We start from the raw sequence: 24,983 nt of genomic DNA, 5'->3' as shown, positions 1-24,983 counted from the left end.
GACCTCGAGGGGCTGGCCGCTGAAGCTGGATAACACCCCGTACCTCATAACACTAACTTAACCATTTCAAATCAAAAAAATACTAAAAAAACATCGATTCCGGCTTTTATAGCTCGGAATCGATGTTTTTTTGTTCCTCTTGAATTGTTTCAGTGATAATGATCTCAGGCTCATCTACAGTTTCAGATTCTACCTCTTCAAGCACTGCTTCTTTTATTGGAATCGGCGCTTTACCGGTTTTCTTTAGTACAAAATAAGCACATCCAAAATTACAATATTCGTATAAATAATCTTGTAATGTACTTATTTTCGTATCGAAAGAAGCCTTTTGATTTTTGTCATCAAAAAAGCCTTTTAAACGTAATTGGCCATAGCCCCAATCACCAACAATATAGTCATACTTAGTTAAAATATCGCTAAATCGTCCAAGAAAAGCCTCTTCTTGGAAACCTTCACGATAATCTGTTAATACATCATACGCCATTCGTTCTGCAATGACCATGTTACCACCATCCGTTAGTTATTCGTGATAGCGCTTTTTTCTTCGCCTAGCAGTTGTTTTTGTTTCGCTGCGGCATTTACTTGTTCATCGGCATGATAACTACTACGCACAAGTGGACCAGCTTCACAATGAGAAAATCCTTTACTCATCGCAATTTTGCGCAGTTTACCAAATTCTAATGGTGAGTAATATTTTTTCACCGGTAAATGTTTTTTCGACGGTTGTAAATATTGACCTATCGTCATTATATCTACATTATTTGCGCGTAAATCGTCCATTACTTCAATAATTTCTTCTTCTGTTTCTCCAAGTCCCACCATCAATGACGACTTCGTTGGAATCTCAGGTTGCATTTCTTTTGCACGACGTAAAAACTCTAATGAGCGAGCGTATTTAGCTCGAGCGCGAACTCTTGGTGTTAAGCGTTTAACTGTCTCGATATTATGGTTTAAAATATCAGGTTTCGTATCCATTAATATACGTAAATTTTCTTCAATCCCCCCCATATCTGAAGGTAATACCTCAATAGATGTGAATGGGTTTTTTCGACGAATTGCACGAACAGTTTCTGCAAAAACTTCTGCTCCTCCGTCTTTTAAGTCATCACGTGCTACTGCAGTTACAACGACATGCTTTAAGTTCATAATTTCAACTGAATCTGCTACGCGTTCTGGTTCTGCTGTATCTAATTCATTTGGAAGACCTGTTTTCACTGCACAGAAGCGACATGCGCGTGTACATACAGCTCCTAATATCATAAATGTCGCTGTACGTCTTTCACCCCAGCATTCATGAATATTTGGGCACCTGGCTTCCTCACAAACTGTATGTAAGTTCTTTTCTCGCATCAGTTTCTTTAAGCCTTTATAGTCGTCGTTAGTATTTAGTTTAATTTTTAGCCAATCCGGTTTTCTTATATGTTCTTCTTTAGTTGGTTTACATGATGTCATTGAAGATTCGTCTCCCATCATCAGGCTTATTTATATATTGTAGTACTTTTGTCAATGTAACATAATAAGTAGTATCAAACAACCTTCGATTACTAATATTGTCAAAATATTTTGCTATACCATGCATTAAGTAAATATTAATTTAAATGAAATAAAAAGGGAAATTATATACCTCTTAATTCATTTTAATTGGCACCTCAACTGATGGTTGCGTACCTCCACCATTAGTATAAATATTAGGTACTGTCCCTTTAAGCATACCAATAGCCACTGGAATTCTTTGCTCTACAGTGGTTGATTTACTCGCAAATGGAACGATGACTTGAACATTTACTGATAAGTGAATTTGTACTTTCACGAGTGCATTATTAATACCAAATTCCTCAATATCCGTTTCTACGTTTGTATTTATTTTGCCTATAACATGAAACCGAATAGGGATTTTAGGCCCTAAATTCCCTAACAAAGGCAAATTAGTTGCCTGCCCAATTGGAACAAAAAAGACAACACCACCATCTTCTTGCATGGCATTGGCATCATATTCAATATCATCGAATTTCGGCAATTTACTTAAATTCCCCGATTCTGCTTCTTCAAGATGATCTTGTACTAGCGTATACGTTTCCGCCATAACACGATTAATAATTTCTGAATTAAACTTTGTCATTTTAGTATCTTCGCCTGGTACTTCTTCTATTATATCATTGACATCAAGAACATTTGCAGTTCTAGAATTTATCGCCTTACTAATAACTTCAGATGCTATTCGATTCGTTTGGACCTCTGCATATTGCAAATATATCGGCATCAGTCTTACATTCACTAAGTAAAATAAGAGAGCAATCATCCCCAAAAAGCTTAAGATAAAGAGTGGTAATAATCGAGAGCGTTTTTGTCGTTTTTGCACTAACAATCTACGTCTTTGATTTGGTAAACGCAAAAAAATTCCCCCTAATCATAGGCTATGACTAAGGGGTGTTATTTATTCATTATGTACGAGGTATTCCACCTCAACCTGATGGATATAAGCAGCTGGTTCATCTTCCAAAAAACATTCATATGTTGCTGGCAATATTTCACCATTCTCTTCAAAAATGCGAACCCAAGGTTTATCCGTAAATTTATGATTTTGTTTTGAGACAATTCCTCGGCGACCATCAGATAGTAAAACTACAGTTCCATTCGGATATATGGCGATGCATTTTTGAAATGCTTTTACAACCTTCTCATCGTATAATGTACCGATACCTTGCTTAATTATTTCCATCCCATGTGATGGCAACATTTTCTTTCGATATACGCGATTAGATGTAACTGCATCAAATACATCGGCGACAGCAATAATTTTAGCATATGGGTGGATTTCAAAATCAATTAATCCACGTGGATACCCACTACCATCAAGTCTTTCGTGATGTTGGAATGCACAATGTGCTGATAATAAAGAAATAGTATGTAAGTTTCTTAATAAGTCAAAGCCATACTTTGCATGAAGTTTCATTGTATCGTATTCTTCATTTGTTAAGCGCCCAGGCTTATTTAAAATCTCAAGTGGGATTAGCATCTTACCAACGTCATGTAACATGGCACCAATCCCAATTTGGCGTATTTCATCTGATGTATATTTCAGCTCTCTAGCAATCGCAATAGAATAGATTGCCACTTGTAAAGAGTGTTGATAGATATATTCATCATATATAAATGCATCACTCAAAACTGTAATCATTTCTTCACTATTTACAACACTGTCAAGTAACTGCTCTATAATACATCCAAAATGTTTGGACTGTTGATCTAAACAATAGGTTAAATCTGCATTTTTTTGATTTTTCAACATTTTGAATGAATCTGTAATTTTATCAACAGCATTTCTTCTTATGTGCAAAGGCACAGCTTCAACTATATTAATATCATGAGAAATTTCATCGTTTATATATACATATTGAACATTTAATTGTAAAAGTCGGTCGGCTATTTGATTTGATGCTACGACCCCTTCATGTAGTAAAGGTCTTCCAGCCTCATTCCAAATTGTTCTGCCGATCACCATTCCAGGTTGCAACACTTTAGTTGAAATCAGCCTCATACTATTTCCCCATTCATAAACATAATCTACTCTCTATATATTGACTCATATAAAACTTTAATCAGGTCTTTCTGAATTTTCCCCTTTGAAAAATTCAAGTCCATACAGAATTAGAATATCACGTAAAAATTGAGGTAACAAGTATGTTTTTGGTGTATTTTTGAAATCGGGAAAGAAATAACCAAAAGTATACATATCTAAAGTCACAAGCTTGTAACTTTTTTTAAAATCCGCTATACGTCCCTCTATTACTAACCGCCCCATATCGTCCACTTCAAATTGATAGTTTAGCATCTTACCCATCACTACACCTCTAAACCCTAAGCCCTTCACTTCTCTTCTTGGCCAGTCTACATTTTGTGCTTCCATATAAACTTCTTTTAAACGCTCACCAGTAAGCTCAATTACACAAGCGTTGATTGGGTGTGGAAGCATACTGTGAATATCATTAGCTGTTACTCTGCCTTTTGGAAGTCCATTTAAGAAAATTCCTGCATTAAACAAAGCACAATCAGCATTTGAAAATTCTAATAACGCTTTGGCAAATAGTCGTGATAGATGTGAATGATGGTACCATTCCTTATTATAATAACGGTCTGAATAAAATACAGGTACATCAAGTAGTTCACGCCCTCGTCGTTCAAGACCTACTACAATCTCTTTCTCCTTGTCTACAGAAGCAAGATCTATAGTTCTATGAAGCATCGTTTTTTTCTTCACAACTTTTTTTATATCCGTATCAAATAGTATTTCAGTATGCCCTATAAATAAGCCAAATTTTCCTCCACCAGTTAACATCACATCATTCACTATTTTACCTTCATGCAAAATATGATGCGTATGCGCTCCGAAAATAACATCAATTTCAGGGCACTGTTCTGCTAACAACATATCGTCAGACAAACCTAGATGCGACATACAAACAAGAACATCCACTTGATCACGTAGCTCATCTACTTGTTTTTTCAGTACTGTAAGTGGCTCTAATACTTCCCATTCAAGTTGATCATAAAATAAATAAAAAGGTGCTGTAGCTGCAATAATCCCTACTTTTATACCAGCTGTTGTGTTATAAACCTGATATGGTTTTGCCCAATGAGGCATGTCACCATCATTATTGTGCAAATTAGCTACTAAGACATCGAATTTCGCATCTTTATATAATGTATTCAATTCGCTATTCGATAAAGTAATACCTTCATTATTACCAATCGTTACAGCATCATAATTTGCATCATTTAATAATTCCACATTCCCTTTACCCAATGTCGCCTCAGTATAAACATTCGAACGATCCATAAAGTCCCCAATATCAAGAACAAAGCAACTATCACCTGTATCTATATGCCACTTCTTTCGTGTCACAAGAAATTCGTGAGTACGAGGCCAATATTCAAAATGGCTATGGACATCATTTGTATGATAAAAATGGATTGTTTCTAGCATAATATCCCCTCTTTACATTCAGATTAGTCCATCTATGATTGAACGAATTCCGAGAAGTAATAAAATTATTCGTAAAAAGAGCACTAATGTATCTGATTTAATACGCTTATTAAGTGCTGCTCCAAATTTCGCCCCTATATAAGCCCCTGGAATGACAGGAATTGTATACAACCATGGAACATTCCCTAAATAAATATGACTAGCTGAGTTGACGATAGACGATAAAAACACCATGAACATGGATGTTGCAACAGCCACATGGGGAGGGAATAAGAATAATAATATCATTGCAGGAACAATCATTGATCCTCCACCAATTCCAAATAACCCTGAAGCAAAGCCAATTGCAAAAGTTAATAACAATGCAAACCAAATAGGATAGCCATATACAAAACTTTTACCTTCTTGGTCGACAAAAGTTCGCTTCTGTCCATTTTCAACAAACCATTTAACTGGTTTCAATTTATCTTTCACTATTAAGATTGTCGCTAATATAATTAGTAAAATGCCAAAATATAAATTAAATGATGGCAAATCTAATCCTTTATTCACCCAAGCACCAAAAATCGTACCAGGTACACTTCCAGCAAAGAAAATTACGCCACTTTTATAGTCAACTGTTTTCGATTTCATATATGACAATGTAGATGCTAATCCAGTGAAAATCATCATAACTACAGATAGACCTACTACTTTTTGTGGTGTTAGATCCGGGATTAGACCGAGTGTGAGCCCTACGAATAGTGTTGCTGGTACTAATATCACACCCCCACCTAGACCTACTAAAGCGCCAATTAGACCTGAACATAACCCAATTACAGCAATTAAAATATATTCCATTACGATTCTCCTTCAAAAAAATCTAATTGTTTTGGAGATAATCCTTCATATTGTACGCCCAGCATTTTTTGTAGTTGTTTTGCATTTTTTGCTGCATCATTTCCTGAATTATTATTAAACAACACAAACACATCTTTTGCCTGCTGTTGTAACGCTACAATATGTTTTTGTAATCCCTTTAATTCTTCTTCATTATAGTTATACAAAAAGCGAATTTTACGCCATTCTTCATTATTTCCAGGATTGCGCCAACCATGCACATTACGACCATGAATCCGAACAAGGACACGTTCATTTGTCGCTTTTGGTACTAGTGGAACTGAACCTTCTCCTGCCTGTGGTTCATCACAAACTGTATGTATTAAACCCTCTTGACGTAAGAAATTCAATGTACCGTCCATGAATTTTTCGCTATACCAAGTGCGATTTCGAAACTCAATCGCTACAGGGAAATTCTTTAATTGTTGCTTCACATAGCGAATATAAGTAACATTTTTTGTTTGACAGTCAAACCATGGCGGGAACTGTACTAAAATCATAGCAAGCTTACCTGCTTGTTGAAAAGGTATAATCGCATCTTTAAATGCATCAAACATTTCTTCTCTAGTTTCATAAGGATTATCCTGCCTCAAATGGCCTGTCATTCCTTGATAAGCTTTTACAACAAACTGAAAATGGTCAGGTACTTCTGCAATCCACTTTCTCACATTAGTTTCAGACGGAATGGAATAGAATGACGTATCCACTTCAACAACTGGAAAATGTCCACTGTAATCAAATAACTTATCACGCGCTGAAGACAACGGACTATAAAGATCTGGATGATCTCCCCATCCAGTTAAACCAATATGTATCATCTCATATCCCCCATTAACAGACATATAACTAATGATAGCATAACATTCTACTGTGTTAGAACAGTTTCAGCCCCGCCTTCTCTTACAAAAAATCAAACTAATTGTATAAAAAAAGCCTCGGCACCAATTTGGAAATCCAAATTGAGTTGCCGAAGCTTAAACGTTAGCTCTGATTAACCGATAGAGCCTTCCATTTCAAATTTAATAAGACGGTTCATTTCTACTGCGTATTCCATTGGAAGTTCCTTAGTGAATGGTTCAATAAAGCCCATTACGATCATTTCTGTCGCTTCTTGCTCAGAAACACCACGGCTCATTAAGTAGAACAATTGCTCTTCAGATACTTTTGAAACTTTTGCTTCATGCTCTAAAGAGATTTGATCATTCATTACTTCATTGTATGGAATTGTATCAGAAGTCGATTCGTTATCCATGATTAATGTATCACATTCGATATTTGCACGAGCGTTGATTGCTTTTTTACCAAAGCGAACAATACCGCGATATGTTACGTTACCACCATGTTTAGAAATAGATTTTGATACGATTGTTGAAGAAGTGTTTGGTGCTAAGTGAATCATTTTCGCACCAGTATCTTGATTTTGTCCACGACCTGCAATGGCAATTGATAATGTCATACCACGAGCACCTTCACCTTTAAGGATACATGCTGGGTATTTCATTGTTAATTTAGAACCGATGTTGCCATCAATCCATTCCATTGTAGCGTTAGCATCACATACAGCACGTTTCGTTACTAGGTTATAAACGTTGTTAGCCCAGTTTTGAATCGTTGTATAACGGCAATATGCGTCTTTTTTGATGATGATTTCTACAACAGCACTGTGTAGAGAGCTTGTTGTATAAACTGGAGCTGTACAACCTTCAACATAGTGTACACTTGCACCTTCATCAACAATAATCAATGTACGTTCGAATTGACCCATGTTTTCAGAGTTAATACGGAAGTACGCTTGTAGAGGTGTTTCAAGTTTCACACCTTTTGGTACATAGATGAACGAACCACCAGACCATACTGCTGAGTTTAATGCAGAGAATTTGTTGTCTTGTGGTGGAATTGTTTTACCGAAGTACTCTCTGAAAAGTTCTTCGTTTTCACGAAGTGCTGAGTCTGTGTCTTTGAACACAACGCCCATATCTTCAAGTTCTTCCTTCATGTTATGGTAAACAACTTCAGATTCATATTGTGCAGAAACACCTGCAAGGTATTTTTGTTCTGCTTCAGGGATACCAAGCTTATCAAATGTTTCTTTGATTTCTGCAGGTACTTCATCCCAAGATTTTTGAGTTGCTTCTGAAGGTTTTACATAATAGGTAATCTCATCGAAGTTTAACTCAGATAGATCCCCACCCCATTGTGGCATTGGTTTTTCATAGAAAATCTCAAGTGATTTTAGACGGAAATCTAACATCCATTGAGGCTCGTTTTTTATTTTAGAAATTTCTTTAACGATATCAGCAGTTAATCCACGTTTTGAACGGAAAATAGATACGTCCTTGTCATGGAATCCATACTTGTAATCGCCAATTTCAGGCATTTTTTTAGCCATCGTTTCTCCTCCGTTCAGAGTTCAATAATTTATTTAGTTTCAGATTCGTTTTGTACGCCTTTTTCCATTGCTTTCCAAGATAAAGTTGCACATTTTATACGAGCCGGGAATTTCGAAACACCTGAAAGTGCTTCTACATCACCTAAATCGATCGAATCATCATAGTCTTTTCCAAGCATCATATCAGAGAAAATTTGTGCTAGGTTTTGAGCTTCCTCAACTGTTTTCCCTTTGACTGTTTGCGTCATCATGGATGCAGAGGACATTGAGATGGAACAACCTTCTCCATCAAATTTAGCATCTTCAATGATGCCATTATTTACTTGTAAAGTTAAACGGATACGGTCGCCACAAGTAGGGTTGTTCATATCGATAGTGACATTACTACCTTCAAGAGCCCCTTTGTTTCTTGGCTTTTTATAGTGATCCATAATAACTGAGCGGTAAAGTTGATCTAAATTATTCAAAGACATCAGCAAAATACTCCTTCGCAGTGCGCAACCCTGCAACAAGACGGTCAATATCTTCCTCATTGTTATAAATATAGAAGCTAGCACGTGCAGTTGCAGTACATTGTAACCATTTCATCAGAGGCTGTGCACAATGATGTCCAGCACGTACAGCAATACCGTTCATATCTAGAACAGTTGCTACATCATGTGGATGTACATCATCTAAATTAAATGTTACAAGACCTGAACGTTTTGCAGGATCTTGTGGCCCATAAATTGATAAACCTTTAATTGTTTGCATTTGGTCAATAGCATAACGCGATAAATCATGTTCGTGTTTTTCAATCGTGTCCATGCCGATTTCTTGAAGGAAATCAATAGCTGCACCTAATCCAATAGCTCCAGCAATGATTGGAGTACCACCTTCAAATTTCCAAGGTAGCTCCTTCCATGTAGATTCATGAAGACCTACAAAATCGATCATTTCGCCACCAAATTCAACCGGCTCCATGTTTTCGAGAAGCGCTTTTTTACCATATAATACACCAATACCAGTTGGCCCGCACATTTTGTGCCCAGAGAATGCTAAGAAATCACAATCTAAATCTTGCACGTCTGTTTTAAAATGTGGTACACCTTGTGCCCCATCAACGACCATTACAGCTCCATGTTCATGAGCAATCGCAGTAATTTCTTTGATTGGGTTGATCGTACCTAAGACATTTGAAGCATATGCCATTGAGACAATTTTTGTTTTGTCAGTAATTGTTGCACGCACTTTATCTAATGATAAAGTACCGTCTGACTCTAGATCGATATATTTTAATGTCGCGCCTTTTTCCTTCGCAAGTTGTTGCCAAGGGATTAAGTTAGAATGGTGTTCCATATAAGTGATGACGATTTCATCGCCTTCACCTACATGTGTACGGCCATAACTTTGTGCAACTATATTTAATGCAGTTGTAGTCCCTCTTGTGAAGATGATTTCTTCAGTTGAGTTTGCATTGATAAATTTACGAATTTTTTCACGAGCACCTTCATAAGAATCTGTTGCTCTGTTCCCAAGTGTGTGAACACCACGGTGAACATTTGAATTTTCAAATTCGTAATAATTTTTGATAGCTTCAATTACTTGAATTGGCTTTTGAGAAGTTGCAGCACTATCAAGATAAACAAGCGGATGCCCGTTAATTTCTTGATTTAATATCGGAAAATAGCTTCGAATGTCATCTTTGATCATTAGCGAACTTTCCTTTCGATAACCTCCGTCAGTTGCTTTTTAACACCCTCGATAGGCAATTTGTTTACAACTGGCGCAAGGAATCCGTGAATAACTAAACGTTCAGCTTCTTTTTTCGCAATACCACGACTCATTAAATAATACAGTTGAATTGGGTCAACTCGTCCAACAGAAGCTGCGTGTCCAGCAGTTACATCATCTTCTTCGATTAATAAAATCGGATTAGCGTCACCACGAGCATCTTCGCTAAACATTAACACACGTGATTCTTGAACAGCATCTGCTTTAGTAGCACCGTGTTCGATTTTGCCAATGCCATTGAAAATAGCACGAGAAGCATCTTTCATAACACCGTGTGTAAGGATGTAACCAGTAGATGCTTTACCCCAATGGCGAACTTCAGTTGTGAAGTTTTGACTTTGACTTCCGCGACCAACAACTACTGATTTACTATCAGCATTTGAACCGTCACCGATTAAATGTGAAATATTTTCAGAGATTGTATCACAGTCATTCATTAAACCTGCAGCCCATTCAATAGTTGCATCACGGTGTAAAATACCGCGGCGGTTAACATAAGTCGTTAAACCTTTTGCAAGTACATCTACAGCTCCAAAAATTACTTTTGCATTATCATTTACGATAACTTCTGCAATAATGTTTGCTTGTCCAGTTGCTTCGTCAACAGTAGAAAGATAGTTTTCTACATATGTAACTGAACTGTTTGCTTCAGCAACAATTAATACATGATTGAATAATGAAGCTTCTGCATTGTCATGTAAGAACACAACTTGAAGAGGTTCTTCAATGATGACGTTTTTTGGAACATAAACGAAGACACCACCGTTTACTAATGCAGCATGTAATGCAGCCAGTTTGTGGGCATCAGCTTTTACGCCTTCTGTCATATAATATTTTTTCACTAGGTCACTATGTTCGCGACTTGCAGTGATAATATCAGTCATAATAACACCTTGTGCTTTTAGCTCTTCTGAAAGCTCCAAGTATGCAGGTGTATTATTGTGTTGGATATAGATGTTATGTTGGTTTTCAACATCTACAATTGACTTCACTTCTTCTGGAAGTTCATCTAATGATGCATATGTTGTACTTTCTACCACATGTGCTGGGAATTCTGTGAAATTCCATTTTGTAATATTAGTTTTATCTGGTTTTGGCAATGGTAGCGTTTCTACGTTCGCTAGTGCACTTTCACGAAGCTCAGTTAACCAGCTTGGTTCATTGTTCGCTTCAGAGAAGGAGCGTACGTCTTGAGCGGTTACCGCCAATTTTGTTTCAACCGTCATTCTGCTCGTCCTCCTTCTTATGCTTCTTGTTCAGCAGTTTCTTCGTCTTCAATGCCTAATTCTTGTTTAATCCAGTCATAACCTTCAGCTTCAAGTTTATGAGCTAATTCAGCTCCACCAGATTTTACAACTTTACCTTGCATCATCACGTGTACTTTATCTGGAGTGATGTAGTTAAGTAGACGTTGGTAGTGAGTGATCATTAAGCAGCCGAAACCTTCGCCGCGCATTTCGTTGATTCCTTTAGAAACAACTTTTAATGCATCGATATCAAGACCAGAGTCAATTTCATCTAAAATAGCGAATTTTGGTTTGATCATCATTAATTGTAGAATTTCGTTACGTTTTTTCTCACCGCCAGAGAAACCTTCGTTTAAGTAGCGTTGAGCCATATCTAAATCCATTTCAAGGAATTCCATTTTTTTATCTAATTCACGGATGAATTTCATCAGTGAAATTTCGTCACCCTCTTCACGACGTGCGTTAATAGCAGAACGTAAGAAGTCAGCGTTAGTTACACCAGAAATTTCTGATGGGTATTGCATACCAAGGAAAAGACCCGCTTTTGCACGTTCGTCTACTTCCATTTCAAGTACATCTTCGCCATCTAGCATGATTGAACCTGAAGTTACCTCATATTTTGGGTGACCCATAATAGCAGAAGCTAAAGTAGATTTACCCGTACCGTTTGGACCCATGATTGCATGGATTTCGTTTGTATTAAGTGTTAAATTTACACCCTTTAAAATCTCTTTTCCGTCAATTTCGACATGAAGATCTGTGATTACTAATGTTGACATTTCATTACCTCCATTTAAAGTTCAATGAATGGTTTCCCATTTCTAATTTAATATCATTCTAATCTTAACTTAAAAAGAAGTGGCTTGCAAACCTTTTGAAAATTATTCTCACTTCCCTTTTAAACAGTAGATGTCCACTAGCTTTATATCAAGTATTCTAGCAATTCTTTGCTATTTGCAAAAAATCAATTCATTTTCAATACAGATACTCTAATTGAGAATCGATTTCACTCTCAGCATAGTGATAACCTTATTTTTCTGTGAATTTATGTTTTTTCAAACATCTTCCTCCGACAAATACTATCATGTACTGACTATTTTTTTACGATTTTCCGCTATTTTCCGCATAAAAAAAAGCCTGTTTAACAGGCTTTTTTAGACACTCTATTATTAAATAGTAGCGTATTCTGTTAAATATGCATCAACACTTTCCGCTACACCACGACCTTCTTTAATCGCCCATACGATTAAACTTTGACCTTTACGTGCATCACCCGCTGTAAATACACCATCTACATTAGTAGCATATTTTTTCCCGACTGACACAATTTTATTATTCGTTACTTTAACACCAAATTGTTCTGGTAAAGCGTGCTCCACACCTTCAAAGCCGATTGCAACGAATACATGTTGTGCTGGCCATACCTTCTCAGTACCAGGTACTTCTTCAAAATAAACGTAACCTTCATCATTAATAATTTTATTCATTTGGATTGTGTGTAATTCTTTCACATGCCCTTTTTTATCCGCCACAATTTTCTTTGTTTGGATGCAATATTCTCGCGGGTCTTTACCATACTTTTCATCCGCTTCAGCATAGGCATAATCTAATTTATAAATATGAGGATCAGTTGGCCATAAATTATCGTCAGCACGATTGACCGGTAACTGAGGATGTTTACCAAATTGTACGACGCTATTGCAATTTTGACGAATTGCCGTAGCTACACAGTCAGCACCCGTATCACCACCACCAATAACAATGACATCCTTACCTTTTGTATTTATAAACTTACCATCAGCAAACTTAGAATCCAGTAAACTCTTAGATGTTGAAGTTAAATAGTCCATTGCTAAATGAACCCCTTCTGAATCGCTTCCTTCCATATGAAGAGCGCGTTGTTTAGTTGCACCCGTACATAAGATGATTACCTCATACTCGGCTTTTAACTGTTCAGCCGTAATATCCTTACCTACTTCAGTATTTAATACAAACTCTATGCCTTCTTCCATTAACAATTGAATTCGGCGTTCTACAACATCTTTTTCGAGCTTCATATTCGGAATTCCGTACATAAGTAAGCCACCTGCTCGGTCAGCTCGCTCGTAAATAGTTACCGAGTGCCCCGATTGGTTTAATTGATCCACTGCTGCAAGTCCTGCTGGTCCTGAACCAATGACGGCAATCTTTTTACCAGTTCGTAGTTTAGGCATACGTGGTTGAATCCAGCCATTTTCGAACCCTTTATCTATAATGGTACGTTCAATGCTTTTAATTGCAACGGCAGGGTCTGTAATTGCTAATGTACAAGAACCTTCACAAGGTGCGGGGCAAACGCGCCCTGTGAATTCCGGGAAGTTATTTGTAAGCAATAAACGCTCTAACGCTTCCTTCCATTTACCTTTATACACTAAGTCATTCCACTCGGGGATGACATTATTAATCGGACAACCTGCAGCTGTACCGCGAATCTCAATTCCCATATGACAAAAAGGTGTCCCACAATCCATACATCTAGCACCTTGGATTTGAAGAGCTTCATCGGTTAATCTTGAAGCATATTCTTTCCAATTCTTAATGCGCTCTAGTGGTGATTGTTCTTTTCCTTTTTCTCGACTATATTCCATAAATCCAGTTGGTTTCCCCATCTAGAACCCCTCCTCCATTATTTATTGGAAAGCACTACTTCCTTTTTTTTAGAAGTAGCTAAAAATGCTTTCATCGCTGCAGCATCTGCAGATAAACCTTCAGCCTTAAAATCACTAATACGATTAATCATTTTCTTATAGTCTGCTGGAACAACTTTTAAGAATTCCACAACAGACTGCGTCCAATCAGCTAAGATTGTTTTGGCCTTCGAACTATCTGTGTTCAAAATATGTTCTTCAATTAATGCACGAACAAATTTAGTTTCTTCCTCATTATCTAAATCCTCAAATCCTATCATTTCCATGTTGCACTTTTCTTTGAAAGATTTTTCATCTTCTACTAAAACGTATGCAATACCACCGGACATACCAGCACCAAAGTTCTTACCTACATCACCTAAAATAACAACATGGCCTCCAGTCATGTACTCACAGCCATGATCTCCTATTCCTTCAACAACGATATCCGCACCACTATTACGGACTGCGAAACGTTCACCTGCTCTGCCATTGATAAATGCTTTACCACTCGTAGCACCGTATAAACAAACGTTTCCGGCAATGACGTTTTTCTCAACATCGCCTTTTATTGGTGCAGAAACGACAACTTTACCTCCTGATAACCCTTTACCGAAGTAATCATTCGCATCGCCATTTACATACATAGACATCCCTCTAGGGATGAACGCACCGAAACTTTGCCCAGCTGAACCTGTGAATTGAAGTGAAATTGTATCGTCAACTAAACCTCTTTCACCATAACGTTTCGATATTTCACTCCCGATAATAGTGCCTACAACTCGGTCTGTGTTTTTAATCGGATATTGCAGCTTAATAGGACTTCCATCTATTATAGCTTTCTCAACCGCACCAAGAATTTCACGCATATCAAGAGATTCCTCGATTTTATGATCTTGCAACACTTGCTGAGTACGAGGTCCTTTAGGTTGATACAATAAAGCTGAAAGATCTAATTGTCCTGCTTTCCAATGATTCTTAGCTCGGTCACTGATTTCTAAAACATCTGTACGACCAATCATCTCATCCATTGAACGGAAACCGAGCATAGACATATGTTCTCGTACTTCTTCAGCAACAAATTGCATGAAATTTACGACGTGATCCGCATTCCCCATAAATTTCGCTCTTAACTCAGGATTTTGAGTAGCTACTCCAACTGGGCATGTATCTAAATGACACGCTCTCATCATTACGCAACCAAGGACGATTAATGGAGCTGTTGCAAAACCATATTCTTCAGCTCCGAGTAAAGCCGCCATCACGACGTCTTTTCCTGTCATCAACTTACCATCAGTTTCTAATATGACGCGATCACGTAGACCATTTAACATGAGCGTTTGATGTGCCTCCGCAAGACCAAGCTCCCATGGTAATCCGGTATGCTTAATACTCGTTTTTGGTGAAGCTCCTGTACCCCCGTCATATCCACTAACAACTATTACGTCTGCTGCACCTTTCGCAACACCAGCGGCAATGGTACCAATCCCAGCTTTTGAAACAAGTTTCACACTAATACGTGCATGACGATTAGCATTTTTCAAATCATGAATCAATTCTGCCATATCTTCAATAGAGTAGATGTCATGATGTGGTGGAGGTGAGATTAATCCTACACCTGTAGTTGAACCACGTACATCAGCTACCCATGGATATACTTTGTTGCCTGGTAACTGACCACCCTCACCAGGCTTTGCCCCTTGTGCCATTTTAATTTGCAACTCATCTGCATTCACTAAGTAATGGCTTTTCACACCGAAACGACCTGAGGCAATTTGTTTAATTGCACTTCGACGATTATCTCCATTCGCATCAATTTCATAACGGCTCGGGTGTTCCCCACCTTCGCCACTGTTACTTCTACCGCCCAATCTGTTCATCGCAATAGCTAATGTTTCATGAGCTTCCTGACTTAATGACCCAAATGACATGGCACCTGTTTTAAAGCGTTTTACTATCGACGCAACAGATTCTACCTCTTCTATAGGAATACGACGTTGTGCTTTTTTGAACGCAAATAAATTACGCAAGAAACCAATGCGCTCTTCATTTGCCATTTCAGCATATTGTCTGTAAAGACCGATATCCCCTTTACGCGCTGCCCATTGCAATGTATGGATTGTTTTCGGATTAAAGGCATGATGCTCACCCGTGCTTCTCCACTGGAAATCACTGCCCGATTGCAACACTTGCTCAGTGGAGTGAACTGCTTCAGCATGCTTACGGAGCGCTTCTTTACCGATTGTTTCTAAATCAATTCCGCTTAATTGAGAAGCTGTTCCTGTGAAATATTTAGCAATAACGTCTTTACTAATACCCACCGCTTCAAAAACTTGAGCGCCACGGTAACTCTGAACAGTTGAAATGCCCATTTTAGACATAACTTTAACAACACCATCTGCAATCGCTTTTGTATATTTGGCAACAGCCTCATCATATGTTTGTGACAGATGACCATCTTTAATCGCTTGATAAATTGTAGCAAATGCTAAATACGGATTAATGGCATCTACCCCATAGCCGATTAAAGTTGCAAAGTGATGCACTTCACGTACTTCAGCAGATTCTACAATAATGCTCACTTTTGTACGATTCCCCGTTTTCACCAAATACTGATGTAAACAGCTAGCCGCTAGTAACACTGGTATAGTCGGTGTTTCTGCATGTAAAAGACGGTCTGATAACACGAGTAGTTGAGCACCTTTAGCAATCGCTTTATCGGCATCTTTTGTCAGCCTAGTCAATTCATTTTCTAATTCTTCTGAAAAATCAAGGTGCAATAATGCACTTTTGAAATTTTCATTATCATTTACTATTAATTGCTGCAATTGACTGTTTGTAAGAACCGGCGTTTCTAAGAAAATACGACGGCTATTTTTTTCTGTTGGATGTAGCAAGTCACCTTCTGCCCCTAAAACCGTCATTGTAGACGTCACAATATGCTCACGAATTGAATCGAATGGTGGATTTGTCACTTGTGCAAAAAGCTGTTTAAAATAATTAAATAATGATTGTGGACGATCTGATAATACCGCTAGCGGTGTATCATTCCCCATTGAGCCAAGGGGGTCTTTCCCCTCGGCTACCATTGGTACGATATATTTGTGAATATCTTCATAAGTGTAACCATTGACCTTTTGACGGAATAGTAAATCCATCATGTCCTCAGGTTGATCTTCTTTCGTCTTCACAGTCACAAGGTTTTCTTCTAACCATTGTGTATATGGCTTTTCCCCTGCCATATCTGATTTTAACTCTTCATCTGAAATAATCCGTCCTTGTTCTAAATCAACAAGCAACATTTTCCCCGGGCTTAAACGTTCTTTGTAAGCGATATTTTCTTCCTCTATATCAACTACACCAACTTCTGATGAGAAAATGATGTAGTCGTCCTTTGTGACATAATAGCGTGCTGGTCGTAAACCATTACGATCCAAAATCGCACCAATTTGCTTACCATCAGTAAAGCAAATCGCTGTTGGCCCATCCCAAGGTTCCATTAAACAGCTATGGTACGCATAAAACGCTTTTTTCTCTTCTGAAATATGCGGATTCTCAGTCCAAGGTTCAGGTATCATCATCATTGCTGTATGTGCTGGCGTGCGCCCTGCTAAAACAAAAAACTCAAAAGCGTTATCCAGAATTGACGAATCACTACCGCTCTGGTCAACAATCGGAAGAAGCTTTTCTAAATCATCCCCAAATGCTTCTGAAACAAATTGTTGTTCACGTGCTTTCATCCAGTTAATATTGCCACGTAATGTATTAATTTCACCGTTGTGAATAATGTAGCGATTCGGATGTGCACGCTCCCAGCTCGGGAATGTGTTCGTGCTGTAACGTGAGTGAACTAATGAAAATGCTGAAGCAAATCGCTCATCTTGCAAATCCATGTAAAATTCGTCCACTTCTTGAGGTGTCAGCAATCCTTTGAAAACCATTGTTTGGCTCGAAAAACTTGCACAATAAAACTTCTTGTCATTTTTTGTTGCCCAGTGCTCTGTTTGCTTACGAACTAGATACAACTTACGCTCGAAGGCGAGGGAATCACTGACATTAGCCGCTTTAATAAACACTTGGCGTACAACTGGTGCTGTTTTCTTAGCAGTGTCACTTAAAGGGTCTATGTTAATTGGTACTGTTCTCCAGCCAATTAACTCTTGGCCTTCCTCAGCAATCAATTCATTCATCTTATTCTCTATATCTTGTCGTTCAGTAAGATCTTGAGTAAAAAATAACATCCCGACACCGTAGCGTCCTTGTTCAGGTAAAGTCCACTCAGTACAAATCGCTCTGAAAAATGCATCCGGAATTTGGACCATTAATCCGGCCCCATCACCCGTTTTGCCGTCACTACCTCGCCCTGCACGATGATCCAAACGGCACAGCATTTCTAACCCCTTCATTACGATGTCATGCGTGGCTTTACCTTTTAGATGAGCATATAAACCAATACCACAGGCATCATGCTCAAATTGTGGGGAGTATAATCCCTGTGCTGTTGGAAGTTGATGAAATGTCATGTAAATCCCTCCCTCTTCACTTAAAAAGTGACTTAAATTTATTTTAGTTTTTTAAATTGATATAAACAATATATAATTTATATATTATTAATCTATAAATTAGATGAATGGGAGATGACATACGATGGAACTACGCCAATTACGCTATTTCGTCGCGGTTGCGGAGCTTGAACATATTTCTGAAGCTGCTGAAAACTTACACGTTGCTCAATCCGCGATAAGTCGCCAAATAGCAAATTTAGAAGAAGAACTTGGTACAAAGCTGTTTGAGCGAGTTGGGCGAAACGTCAAACTGACGCCAATCGGTAAAACTTTTCTCGAACATAGCATTGCAGCCTTACAAGCAATCGATTTTGCAAAAAAGCAAATCGACGAATACTTGGACCCAGAAAAAGGAACGATCAAAATTGGTTTTCCTACGAGCTTAGCAAGCTTCTTATTGCCAACTGTTATTTCAGCATTTAAAAAGGAGCACCCGAATGTATCATTCCATCTACGCCAAGGCTCTTACCGATATTTAATAAATGCAGTGAAAAACAGAGAACTAAACTTAGCGTTCCTTGGTCCACTTCCACAAAAAGACGATGCCATCAAGACGACCATCTTATTTACAGAGAATATCGCAGCCTTATTACCTGCTACTCATTCTTTAGCTCAAAAGGAATCCATTCATTTATCTGATTTACGAAATGAAGATTTTGTTCTTTTCCCAGAAGGTTATATTCTCAATAAAGTAGCTGTTGAAGCTTGTAAATCTGTTGGTTTCACACCAAAAATCACTTCAGAGGGCGAAGATATGGATGCTTTAAAAGGTTTAGTGGCTGCAGGAATCGGCATAAGCTTGTTACCTGAAAGTGCCTTTTATGACTCCACTCCTAGACGCACTGTAAAGTTACCGCTAGTTTCACCAGAGTTTACAAGAACGGTCGGTATTATTTCTCCTACTAATCGTGATTTAGCTCCTTCTGAACAAGTTTTCTTAAGTTTTGTAAATAACTTCTTTTCATTATTAACTCAGTTTAAATAACAAAAAGGCCTCCGAATTATTCGGAAGGCCCTTTTTAATGGATATGACTAATTTCTATTTATGCCTTTTCCTTTTTACTGAAGCGGTCAACGATCATTGAAAGTGCACCGTCACCTGTTACGTTTGTAGCTGTACCAAAACTATCTTGCGCGAGATAAAGAGCTATCATTAACGCAACCATAGTTTCATCAAAACCTAACATTGATTGAAGAACCCCTGTCGCTGCCATTACTGCACCACCCGGTACTCCTGGTGCAGCAACCATTACAATACCTAACATGAATATGAAAGGTACCATTTCAGTTAATGAATAAGCATGATTATTTAACATCATTACGGCCATTGCACATGTTGTTAATGTAATTGTACTACCTGATAAGTGAATTGTTGCAAATAGTGGAACAGTGAAACCTGTTACTCGCTCAGAAGCACCTGCCTTACGTGCTTGCTTTAATGTAATCGGAATCGTCGCAGCTGATGATTGTGTACCAAGAGCTGTGAAGTATGCCGGTGCCATCGTCTTCAATAAGTAGAGAGGGTTTTTATTATTAATAGCGCCTGCTATTACGTATTGTATTATCAAGATACATAAATGCATTAAAATAATTAATAAAAATACTACTGCAAAAACTGATAGAATTTTTGCTACTTGACCAGCAAAAGTCATATTTAAGAAAATACCAAAAATATGGATAGGTAATAAAGGAATAATAATTTTCGAAATTACTTTATCAATAATCAAATTAAACTCATCAAAGAATTTTTTCATGACTTCACTATTGATAGCTGCCATACCAATCCCTAGGATGAAAGCTAATATTAAAGCAGTCATAACATCCATAAGTGGAGGCATTTCAATTGTTACGAATGTTTGCACCAATGATTCCTCAGGATTAGCAAATTGTTCACTACCCGATTTTGAAATTAACTTAGGTAGAACATTTGAAGCTGTGAAGAATGCAAAGAATCCAGCGATTAATGTAGAGAAGTAAGCAAAGAAAGTTGCTAATCCTAACAGTTTTCCCGACCCTTTACCTAATTGTGCAATTCCCGGCGCAATAAATGCGACGATTAATAACGGTACGACGAAATTTAAGAAATTCCCGAATATACCATTGAAGGTTGCGAATATACGAACGCCATCTTTCGGCATGACAGTCCCTAGTAAAGCCGCCAATATAATCGCGACAATAATTCGTGGGAGTAAACCAAACTTTATTTTCATAAAATGTCCTCCTGATAAATACATATGTCTTTTCTAAAAGTATATGCACACTCTATCACACCCACTTATTAAAGTGAATAGTATATTAATAATCCGGAATATTAAGTATTTTCAGATTATTTTTATTGGATTGTGTTAATCTAGTAATTGTAAGGCTTACAATATTCACATAGCACAACCACCTAAATATTGTTATTTAATTTATCTTATAAATATATTAAAACACCCAAGCTAATTAAGCTTGGGTGTTTTAACTATTTCTTATTCAGATACAGGAACAATATCCCCGTTCCACTCTTTTAATATATAGTCTTGCATTTCTTTTGAATGAAGCACTTTAACTAATTTTTTAATCTTTTCGTTATTCTCATCTTCTTTACGAACAGCAATCACATTAATGTATTCTGATTCTTTATCTTCTAATGCAATTGCGTCTTTTCCTGGGCTTATACCTGCATCAATCGCGAAGTTAGAGTTGATTAATACTGCGTCACCTTCGTCGTTTTTATACATTTGTACAAGCATTTCAGGTGCAGTGTTTGCATCAAATTTTAAGTTTTTTGGGTTCTTAGTGATATCCTTAATTTCAGCTGCAGTTTTATCTACGCCCTCTTTTAGCGTGATAAGCCCTTTTGCTTCAAGTAGGGATAACATACGTCCATGGTCTGAAACTGAGTTACTTAGAAGAATTGTTGCGCCTTCTGGAAGATCTTCGAGTTTTTTATATTTTTTAGAATAGATACCGATCGGCTCGACGTGTACTCCACCAACATTAACAAAATCATATCCATTTTGCTTTTTTTGAAGTTCTAAGTAAGGAATATGTTGGAAGTAGTTTGCATCTAAATCGCCATTTTCAAGATCTTTGTTCGGTAAAACATAATCTTGATATCTTTCGATTTTCAGCTTGATACCTTCTTTTTCAAGTAAGGACTCTGCCTTTTCTAAAATTTCAGCATGCGGAGTATTAGCTGCACCAATTACTAATTTCTCTTCTGATTTCCCACAAGCTGCTAAGCTTAAGGCTAATACTCCTGTAAGGATTCCTGCTACAAATTTCTTCATGTTCTTAACGCTCCTTTTATACTGTTTAGTTTTATGTGATCGGTTATACCGTATAAGCCCAAATTATCTTTTATCAATCTTCGCTGTAATAAGGTCACCGACGAATTGAATAACAAATACCACTACTAAAATAAGGATTGTTGCAACAAAAGTTACATCACTTTGACTTCTTTGGAAACCGTCTAAAAACGCTAATGTCCCTAGTCCGCCTGCCCCAATAACACCTGCCATTGCTGTGTAACCAACAAGTGCGATAGCTGTTACAGTAATACCCGAAACTAATGCGGGTAATGATTCTGGAATTAACACTTTACCGATAATCGTAGAAGTTTTTGCACCCATTGAACGTGCCGCTTCGATGACACCTTTATCAATTTCTTTTAACGCAATTAAAACCATACGCGCATAGAATGGTGCTGCTCCAATAATTAATGCTGGTAATGCGGCATTGGGACCTCGAATTGAGCCTAATAATAGTTTCGTAAATGGTATTAATAGAATCACTAAAATAATGAATGGAATCGAACGGAAAATATTCACGATCGAACCTGTTAACCAACTTACTAATTTATTTGCCCATAATTGCTGAGGGCTTGTCAAAAACAACAAAATACCTAAAGCTAAACCAATGACAAATGTGAAAACTGTAGCAACGCTTGTCATATACAGTGTTTCTATCGTTGCTTCCCACATTCTGTCCCATTGTACATTCGGGAAGAGATCATTAAGCATTTTCGATCACCTCCGTTTTTACTCCATGTTCATTCATATATGTGACTGCTTTTTGTACATTATCATTATTACCATCTAGCTGTATAATGAGCGTTCCATATGGTCCACTTTTCGTTTGCGAAATATTACCATGGACAATATTCACGTCTAAATTAAGTTCACGGCTTAAATGTGAAATAACTGGCTGGCCAGTTGAAGAGCCTACAAACGTTAATTTTACAAGTGTTCCTGATGGGTAGTTTTCAATAATTTGTTCAATTGATTCTTTACGTTCATTCGTATCTGTAATTTGAGAAACAAATCGTTTTGTAACATCTGCTTGTGGTGATTGGAATACTTCTAGGACATCACCATTTTCAACAACTTGTCCAGCTTCCATTACCGCCACACGATGACAAATTTTACGAATGACATGCATCTCATGTGTGATAAGTACAATCGTTAAGCCTAATTTTTCATTGATATCGACTAGTAAATCTAAAATTGAATCCGTTGTTTCAGGATCAAGTGCTGAAGTAGCTTCATCACAAAGCAGTACTTCTGGGTTATTTGCCAGTGCTCTAGCGATACCTACACGTTGCTTTTGACCACCTGATAATTGAGAAGGATATGCCTTTTCTCTGCCTTTTAAACCAACTAATTCAATAAGATCTAATACCTTTTTCTGACGTTCTGCCTTAGATAAACCTGCAATTTCTAATGGAAATGCTATATTTTCTTCAACAGTACGTGACCAAAGTAAATTGAAATGTTGGAAGATCATACTGATTTTTTGACGCGCATTACGTAACGCACTTCCTTTAATCGATGATACTTCCTGACCATTCACAACAACTTTACCGGTTGTCGGTTGCTCCAAACCATTTAATAAACGAATGAGCGTACTCTTACCCGCTCCGCTGTATCCAATAATGCCGAATATTTCTCCGTCTTCAACAGATAAATTCACATTTTTGACAGCGGTTAACTCTCCGTTAGCAGTTTTATATTTTTTCATTACATTTTCTAACTGAATCACTGTCATACCACCTTTATTTTAAAACTAAAAAGTATGCACTTTCTACTGGCATCTCTTAGAAACTAAAAAAACCCTTCTGCAGATTAACAGAAGGGTTCAACGCAAAGCTATATACGTAAAACCGTTCTCTCATCTTCCAAAGTAAATACTTTGTGTGATTTGGCACCGTGCCATATAAATATGACGGTTGCCGGGCTTCATTGGGCACTTCCCTCCACCTCTCTAAATAAGAGTAACGACTATATTTAATTAGTTATGTTTGCTACTTTATCACGCTATTGCTTCAACGTCAATCGTTTTGACGTAATTTTTCAAACAAAAAAGGTACTGATTGAAAGGCATAGATTTTATCATGAATTTTCCCATTCTTCGAAATAATCAAACATGGGACACTTTCTACTTCATAATCAAACGCTACATCTTGTATATAATTCAAGTTCGCTTTACCAATAGGAATATCGCTAACGACATGCTCTACTACTTCCATCATTTTCGACGCAACTGCACACGTCCCACACAATGGTGTATACAAATAAAAAGCCGAAAGCGAGGATGTTTTCATCGTTTCTTCCCATTGTTCACGTGACCATTCTTCCATCTTCTTCATTCCTATACTATTAAATATTCTTTATGAACTACAAAATTTGCCGCCAATAATATTCTAGCTAAATGTCTTCTTGGAGTAGCTTCTACTTGTTTATAAGTAGCGGAGGTGTGTAGATGACGAGCATTTGGGAACTCTCTTTTAAAAAGAGCTCGGAGCTTATCACCCGATGAGTCAGCATCAAAAAATGCATACATTTCACAGTCATCATATGGTGCCAAGATCTCTTCTAATCGGCTTGCACTAACTGTTCCATTCGTACATATTATCGGAATGTTCTCTGCTAATATTGGCGCAATTCGCAACTTATCTTGGCGCCCTTCCACAATAATCAGCTTGTTAAAAGTCATATATACCCTCCTAACAAATACTTTTTGCCGTTTACCCAGTTTAAAAAAACGCCGAGCAAATGCACGGCGTTTTTAGATCTTATTCTTCGATAATTGCTTCGTATTGTTCTGCAGTTAATAATGCATCAACTTGAGCGTTATCTGCTGGTTCAACTACAACCATCCATGCTTTTTCGTATGGTGATTCGTTAACGAACTCAGGGCTTTCTTCTAGCTCTTCGTTAATTTCTACAACTTTACCAGAAATCGGTGCGTAAAGTTCAGATACAGTTTTTACAGATTCAACACTGCCGAATGGCTCGTCTGCTACTAATTCGTCGCCAACTTGTGGAAGTTCAACGAAAACGATATCGCCTAGTTCAGATTGTGCGAAATGTGTAATACCGATACGTACTTTTCCGTCTTCAGTTTTTACCCATTCATGTTCTTCAGAATAGCGTAAGTCTTTTGGTGTGCTCATGAATACCCCTCCAAATATGTAATTAATTTCACTTTAAGTTT

General features: G+C 37.5%; 22 protein-coding genes, 1 pseudogene and 1 riboswitch. Of the genes and pseudogenes, 2 read left to right on the top strand and 21 right to left on the bottom strand.

Going from position 1 to position 24,983, the window contains the following annotated elements:
* Positions 1-106: 106 nt before the first annotated feature.
* The 12 genes from AC3IS5_RS03845 to sufC form a co-directional block, all read right to left on the bottom strand.
* The gene (locus AC3IS5_RS03845) at positions 107-502 is read right to left on the bottom strand and encodes a YutD family protein (RefSeq protein ID WP_489426643.1); all 396 of its coding nucleotides are present in this window, start codon (positions 500-502) and stop codon (positions 107-109) included.
* Positions 503-516: 14 nt separating this feature from the next.
* Positions 517-1,452, bottom strand: a complete 936-nt coding sequence (lipA, locus tag AC3IS5_RS03840; RefSeq protein WP_489426642.1) for a lipoyl synthase — start codon at positions 1,450-1,452, stop codon at positions 517-519.
* A gap of 175 nt (positions 1,453-1,627) precedes the next feature.
* Entirely contained in the window at positions 1,628-2,392 is a 765-nt protein-coding gene (gene yunB / locus AC3IS5_RS03835) for a sporulation protein YunB (RefSeq protein ID WP_489426641.1), read from the bottom strand.
* A gap of 42 nt (positions 2,393-2,434) precedes the next feature.
* The gene (locus AC3IS5_RS03830) at positions 2,435-3,538 is read right to left on the bottom strand and encodes an HD-GYP domain-containing protein (protein ID WP_489426640.1); all 1,104 of its coding nucleotides are present in this window, start codon (positions 3,536-3,538) and stop codon (positions 2,435-2,437) included.
* Between the two features lie 57 nt (positions 3,539-3,595).
* Positions 3,596-4,984 carry a bifunctional metallophosphatase/5'-nucleotidase gene (locus tag AC3IS5_RS03825; RefSeq protein WP_489426639.1) on the bottom strand — a complete coding sequence of 463 codons (1,389 nt, stop codon included), beginning with the start codon at positions 4,982-4,984 and terminating at the stop codon, positions 3,596-3,598.
* An 18-nt stretch (positions 4,985-5,002) separates the two neighbouring features.
* On the bottom strand, positions 5,003-5,824 hold the full coding sequence (locus AC3IS5_RS03820; RefSeq protein WP_489426638.1) for a sulfite exporter TauE/SafE family protein: 822 nt from the start codon (positions 5,822-5,824) through the stop codon (positions 5,003-5,005).
* A complete protein-coding gene (locus AC3IS5_RS03815) occupies positions 5,824-6,681 on the bottom strand; it encodes a DUF72 domain-containing protein (RefSeq protein WP_489426637.1) in 858 nt (285 codons plus the stop codon). The genes AC3IS5_RS03820 and AC3IS5_RS03815 overlap by 1 nt, the downstream gene beginning before the upstream one ends.
* A 173-nt stretch (positions 6,682-6,854) precedes the next feature.
* Positions 6,855-8,252, bottom strand: a complete 1,398-nt coding sequence (gene sufB / locus AC3IS5_RS03810) for a Fe-S cluster assembly protein SufB (RefSeq protein WP_489426636.1) — start codon at positions 8,250-8,252, stop codon at positions 6,855-6,857.
* Positions 8,253-8,281: 29 nt separating this feature from the next.
* Positions 8,282-8,725 carry a Fe-S cluster assembly sulfur transfer protein SufU gene (sufU, locus tag AC3IS5_RS03805; protein ID WP_489426635.1) on the bottom strand — a complete coding sequence of 148 codons (444 nt, stop codon included), beginning with the start codon at positions 8,723-8,725 and terminating at the stop codon, positions 8,282-8,284.
* Positions 8,712-9,944 (bottom strand): cysteine desulfurase, encoded by a 1,233-nt coding sequence (locus AC3IS5_RS03800; protein ID WP_489426634.1) that lies wholly within the window; start codon positions 9,942-9,944, stop codon positions 8,712-8,714. The genes sufU and AC3IS5_RS03800 overlap by 14 nt, the downstream gene beginning before the upstream one ends.
* On the bottom strand, positions 9,944-11,251 hold the full coding sequence (gene sufD / locus AC3IS5_RS03795) for a Fe-S cluster assembly protein SufD (protein ID WP_489426633.1): 1,308 nt from the start codon (positions 11,249-11,251) through the stop codon (positions 9,944-9,946). Before sufD ends, AC3IS5_RS03800 begins: the two co-directional genes overlap by 1 nt.
* 17 nt (positions 11,252-11,268) lie before the next feature.
* Positions 11,269-12,051: a Fe-S cluster assembly ATPase SufC gene (gene sufC / locus AC3IS5_RS03790; RefSeq protein ID WP_053418641.1), complete on the bottom strand. Its 783-nt coding sequence runs from the start codon at positions 12,049-12,051 to the stop codon at positions 11,269-11,271.
* An 86-nt stretch (positions 12,052-12,137) separates the two neighbouring features.
* Here sufC and AC3IS5_RS03785 point away from each other — a divergent pair.
* Positions 12,138-12,212 (top strand): annotated as a pseudogene (locus AC3IS5_RS03785) (hypothetical protein); the annotation flags it as partial.
* Between the two features lie 229 nt (positions 12,213-12,441).
* On the opposite strand, the gene AC3IS5_RS03780 reads toward AC3IS5_RS03785, so the two are convergent.
* Together AC3IS5_RS03780 and gltB are read right to left on the bottom strand one after the other, a co-directional pair.
* The gene (locus AC3IS5_RS03780; protein ID WP_489426632.1) at positions 12,442-13,920 is read right to left on the bottom strand and encodes a glutamate synthase subunit beta; all 1,479 of its coding nucleotides are present in this window, start codon (positions 13,918-13,920) and stop codon (positions 12,442-12,444) included.
* Positions 13,921-13,937: 17 nt separating this feature from the next.
* Positions 13,938-18,461 carry a glutamate synthase large subunit gene (gene gltB / locus AC3IS5_RS03775; protein ID WP_489426631.1) on the bottom strand — a complete coding sequence of 1,508 codons (4,524 nt, stop codon included), beginning with the start codon at positions 18,459-18,461 and terminating at the stop codon, positions 13,938-13,940.
* Between the two features lie 124 nt (positions 18,462-18,585).
* Between gltB and gltC the strand changes: the two genes are divergently transcribed.
* Positions 18,586-19,488 (top strand): glutamate biosynthesis transcriptional regulator GltC, encoded by a 903-nt coding sequence (gene gltC / locus AC3IS5_RS03770; RefSeq protein WP_489426630.1) that lies wholly within the window; start codon positions 18,586-18,588, stop codon positions 19,486-19,488.
* 58 nt (positions 19,489-19,546) lie between these two features.
* On the opposite strand, the gene AC3IS5_RS03765 is transcribed toward gltC, so the two are convergent.
* From AC3IS5_RS03765 to gcvH, 7 genes are all read right to left on the bottom strand, one after another.
* The gene (locus AC3IS5_RS03765) at positions 19,547-20,713 is read right to left on the bottom strand and encodes a dicarboxylate/amino acid:cation symporter (protein WP_489426629.1); all 1,167 of its coding nucleotides are present in this window, start codon (positions 20,711-20,713) and stop codon (positions 19,547-19,549) included.
* A 261-nt stretch (positions 20,714-20,974) separates the two neighbouring features.
* Positions 20,975-21,778 carry a MetQ/NlpA family ABC transporter substrate-binding protein gene (locus AC3IS5_RS03760; RefSeq protein ID WP_489426628.1) on the bottom strand — a complete coding sequence of 268 codons (804 nt, stop codon included), beginning with the start codon at positions 21,776-21,778 and terminating at the stop codon, positions 20,975-20,977.
* 63 nt (positions 21,779-21,841) lie between these two features.
* The gene (locus AC3IS5_RS03755; RefSeq protein WP_489426627.1) at positions 21,842-22,510 is read right to left on the bottom strand and encodes a methionine ABC transporter permease; all 669 of its coding nucleotides are present in this window, start codon (positions 22,508-22,510) and stop codon (positions 21,842-21,844) included.
* Complete coding sequence (locus tag AC3IS5_RS03750) at positions 22,503-23,528, bottom strand: methionine ABC transporter ATP-binding protein (RefSeq protein WP_430355714.1); 1,026 nt, start codon at positions 23,526-23,528, stop codon at positions 22,503-22,505. The genes AC3IS5_RS03755 and AC3IS5_RS03750 overlap by 8 nt, the downstream gene beginning before the upstream one ends.
* 126 nt (positions 23,529-23,654) lie before the next feature.
* A riboswitch (SAM riboswitch) is annotated at positions 23,655-23,761 on the bottom strand.
* A 56-nt stretch (positions 23,762-23,817) separates the two neighbouring features.
* Positions 23,818-24,126 (bottom strand): thioredoxin family protein, encoded by a 309-nt coding sequence (locus AC3IS5_RS03745; protein ID WP_340705775.1) that lies wholly within the window; start codon positions 24,124-24,126, stop codon positions 23,818-23,820.
* Between the two features lie 11 nt (positions 24,127-24,137).
* The gene (locus AC3IS5_RS03740) at positions 24,138-24,482 is read right to left on the bottom strand and encodes a toprim domain-containing protein (protein ID WP_489426626.1); all 345 of its coding nucleotides are present in this window, start codon (positions 24,480-24,482) and stop codon (positions 24,138-24,140) included.
* A 79-nt stretch (positions 24,483-24,561) separates the two neighbouring features.
* Positions 24,562-24,942, bottom strand: a complete 381-nt coding sequence (gcvH, locus tag AC3IS5_RS03735) for a glycine cleavage system protein GcvH (RefSeq protein ID WP_427735259.1) — start codon at positions 24,940-24,942, stop codon at positions 24,562-24,564.
* Between the last annotated feature and the right edge of the window lie 41 nt (positions 24,943-24,983).

It is taken from the genome of Viridibacillus sp. KH_047 (assembly GCF_057838945.1).
The sequence above is the reverse complement of the archived record's forward strand: the minus strand, read 5'-3'. Positions and strand labels throughout refer to the sequence as shown.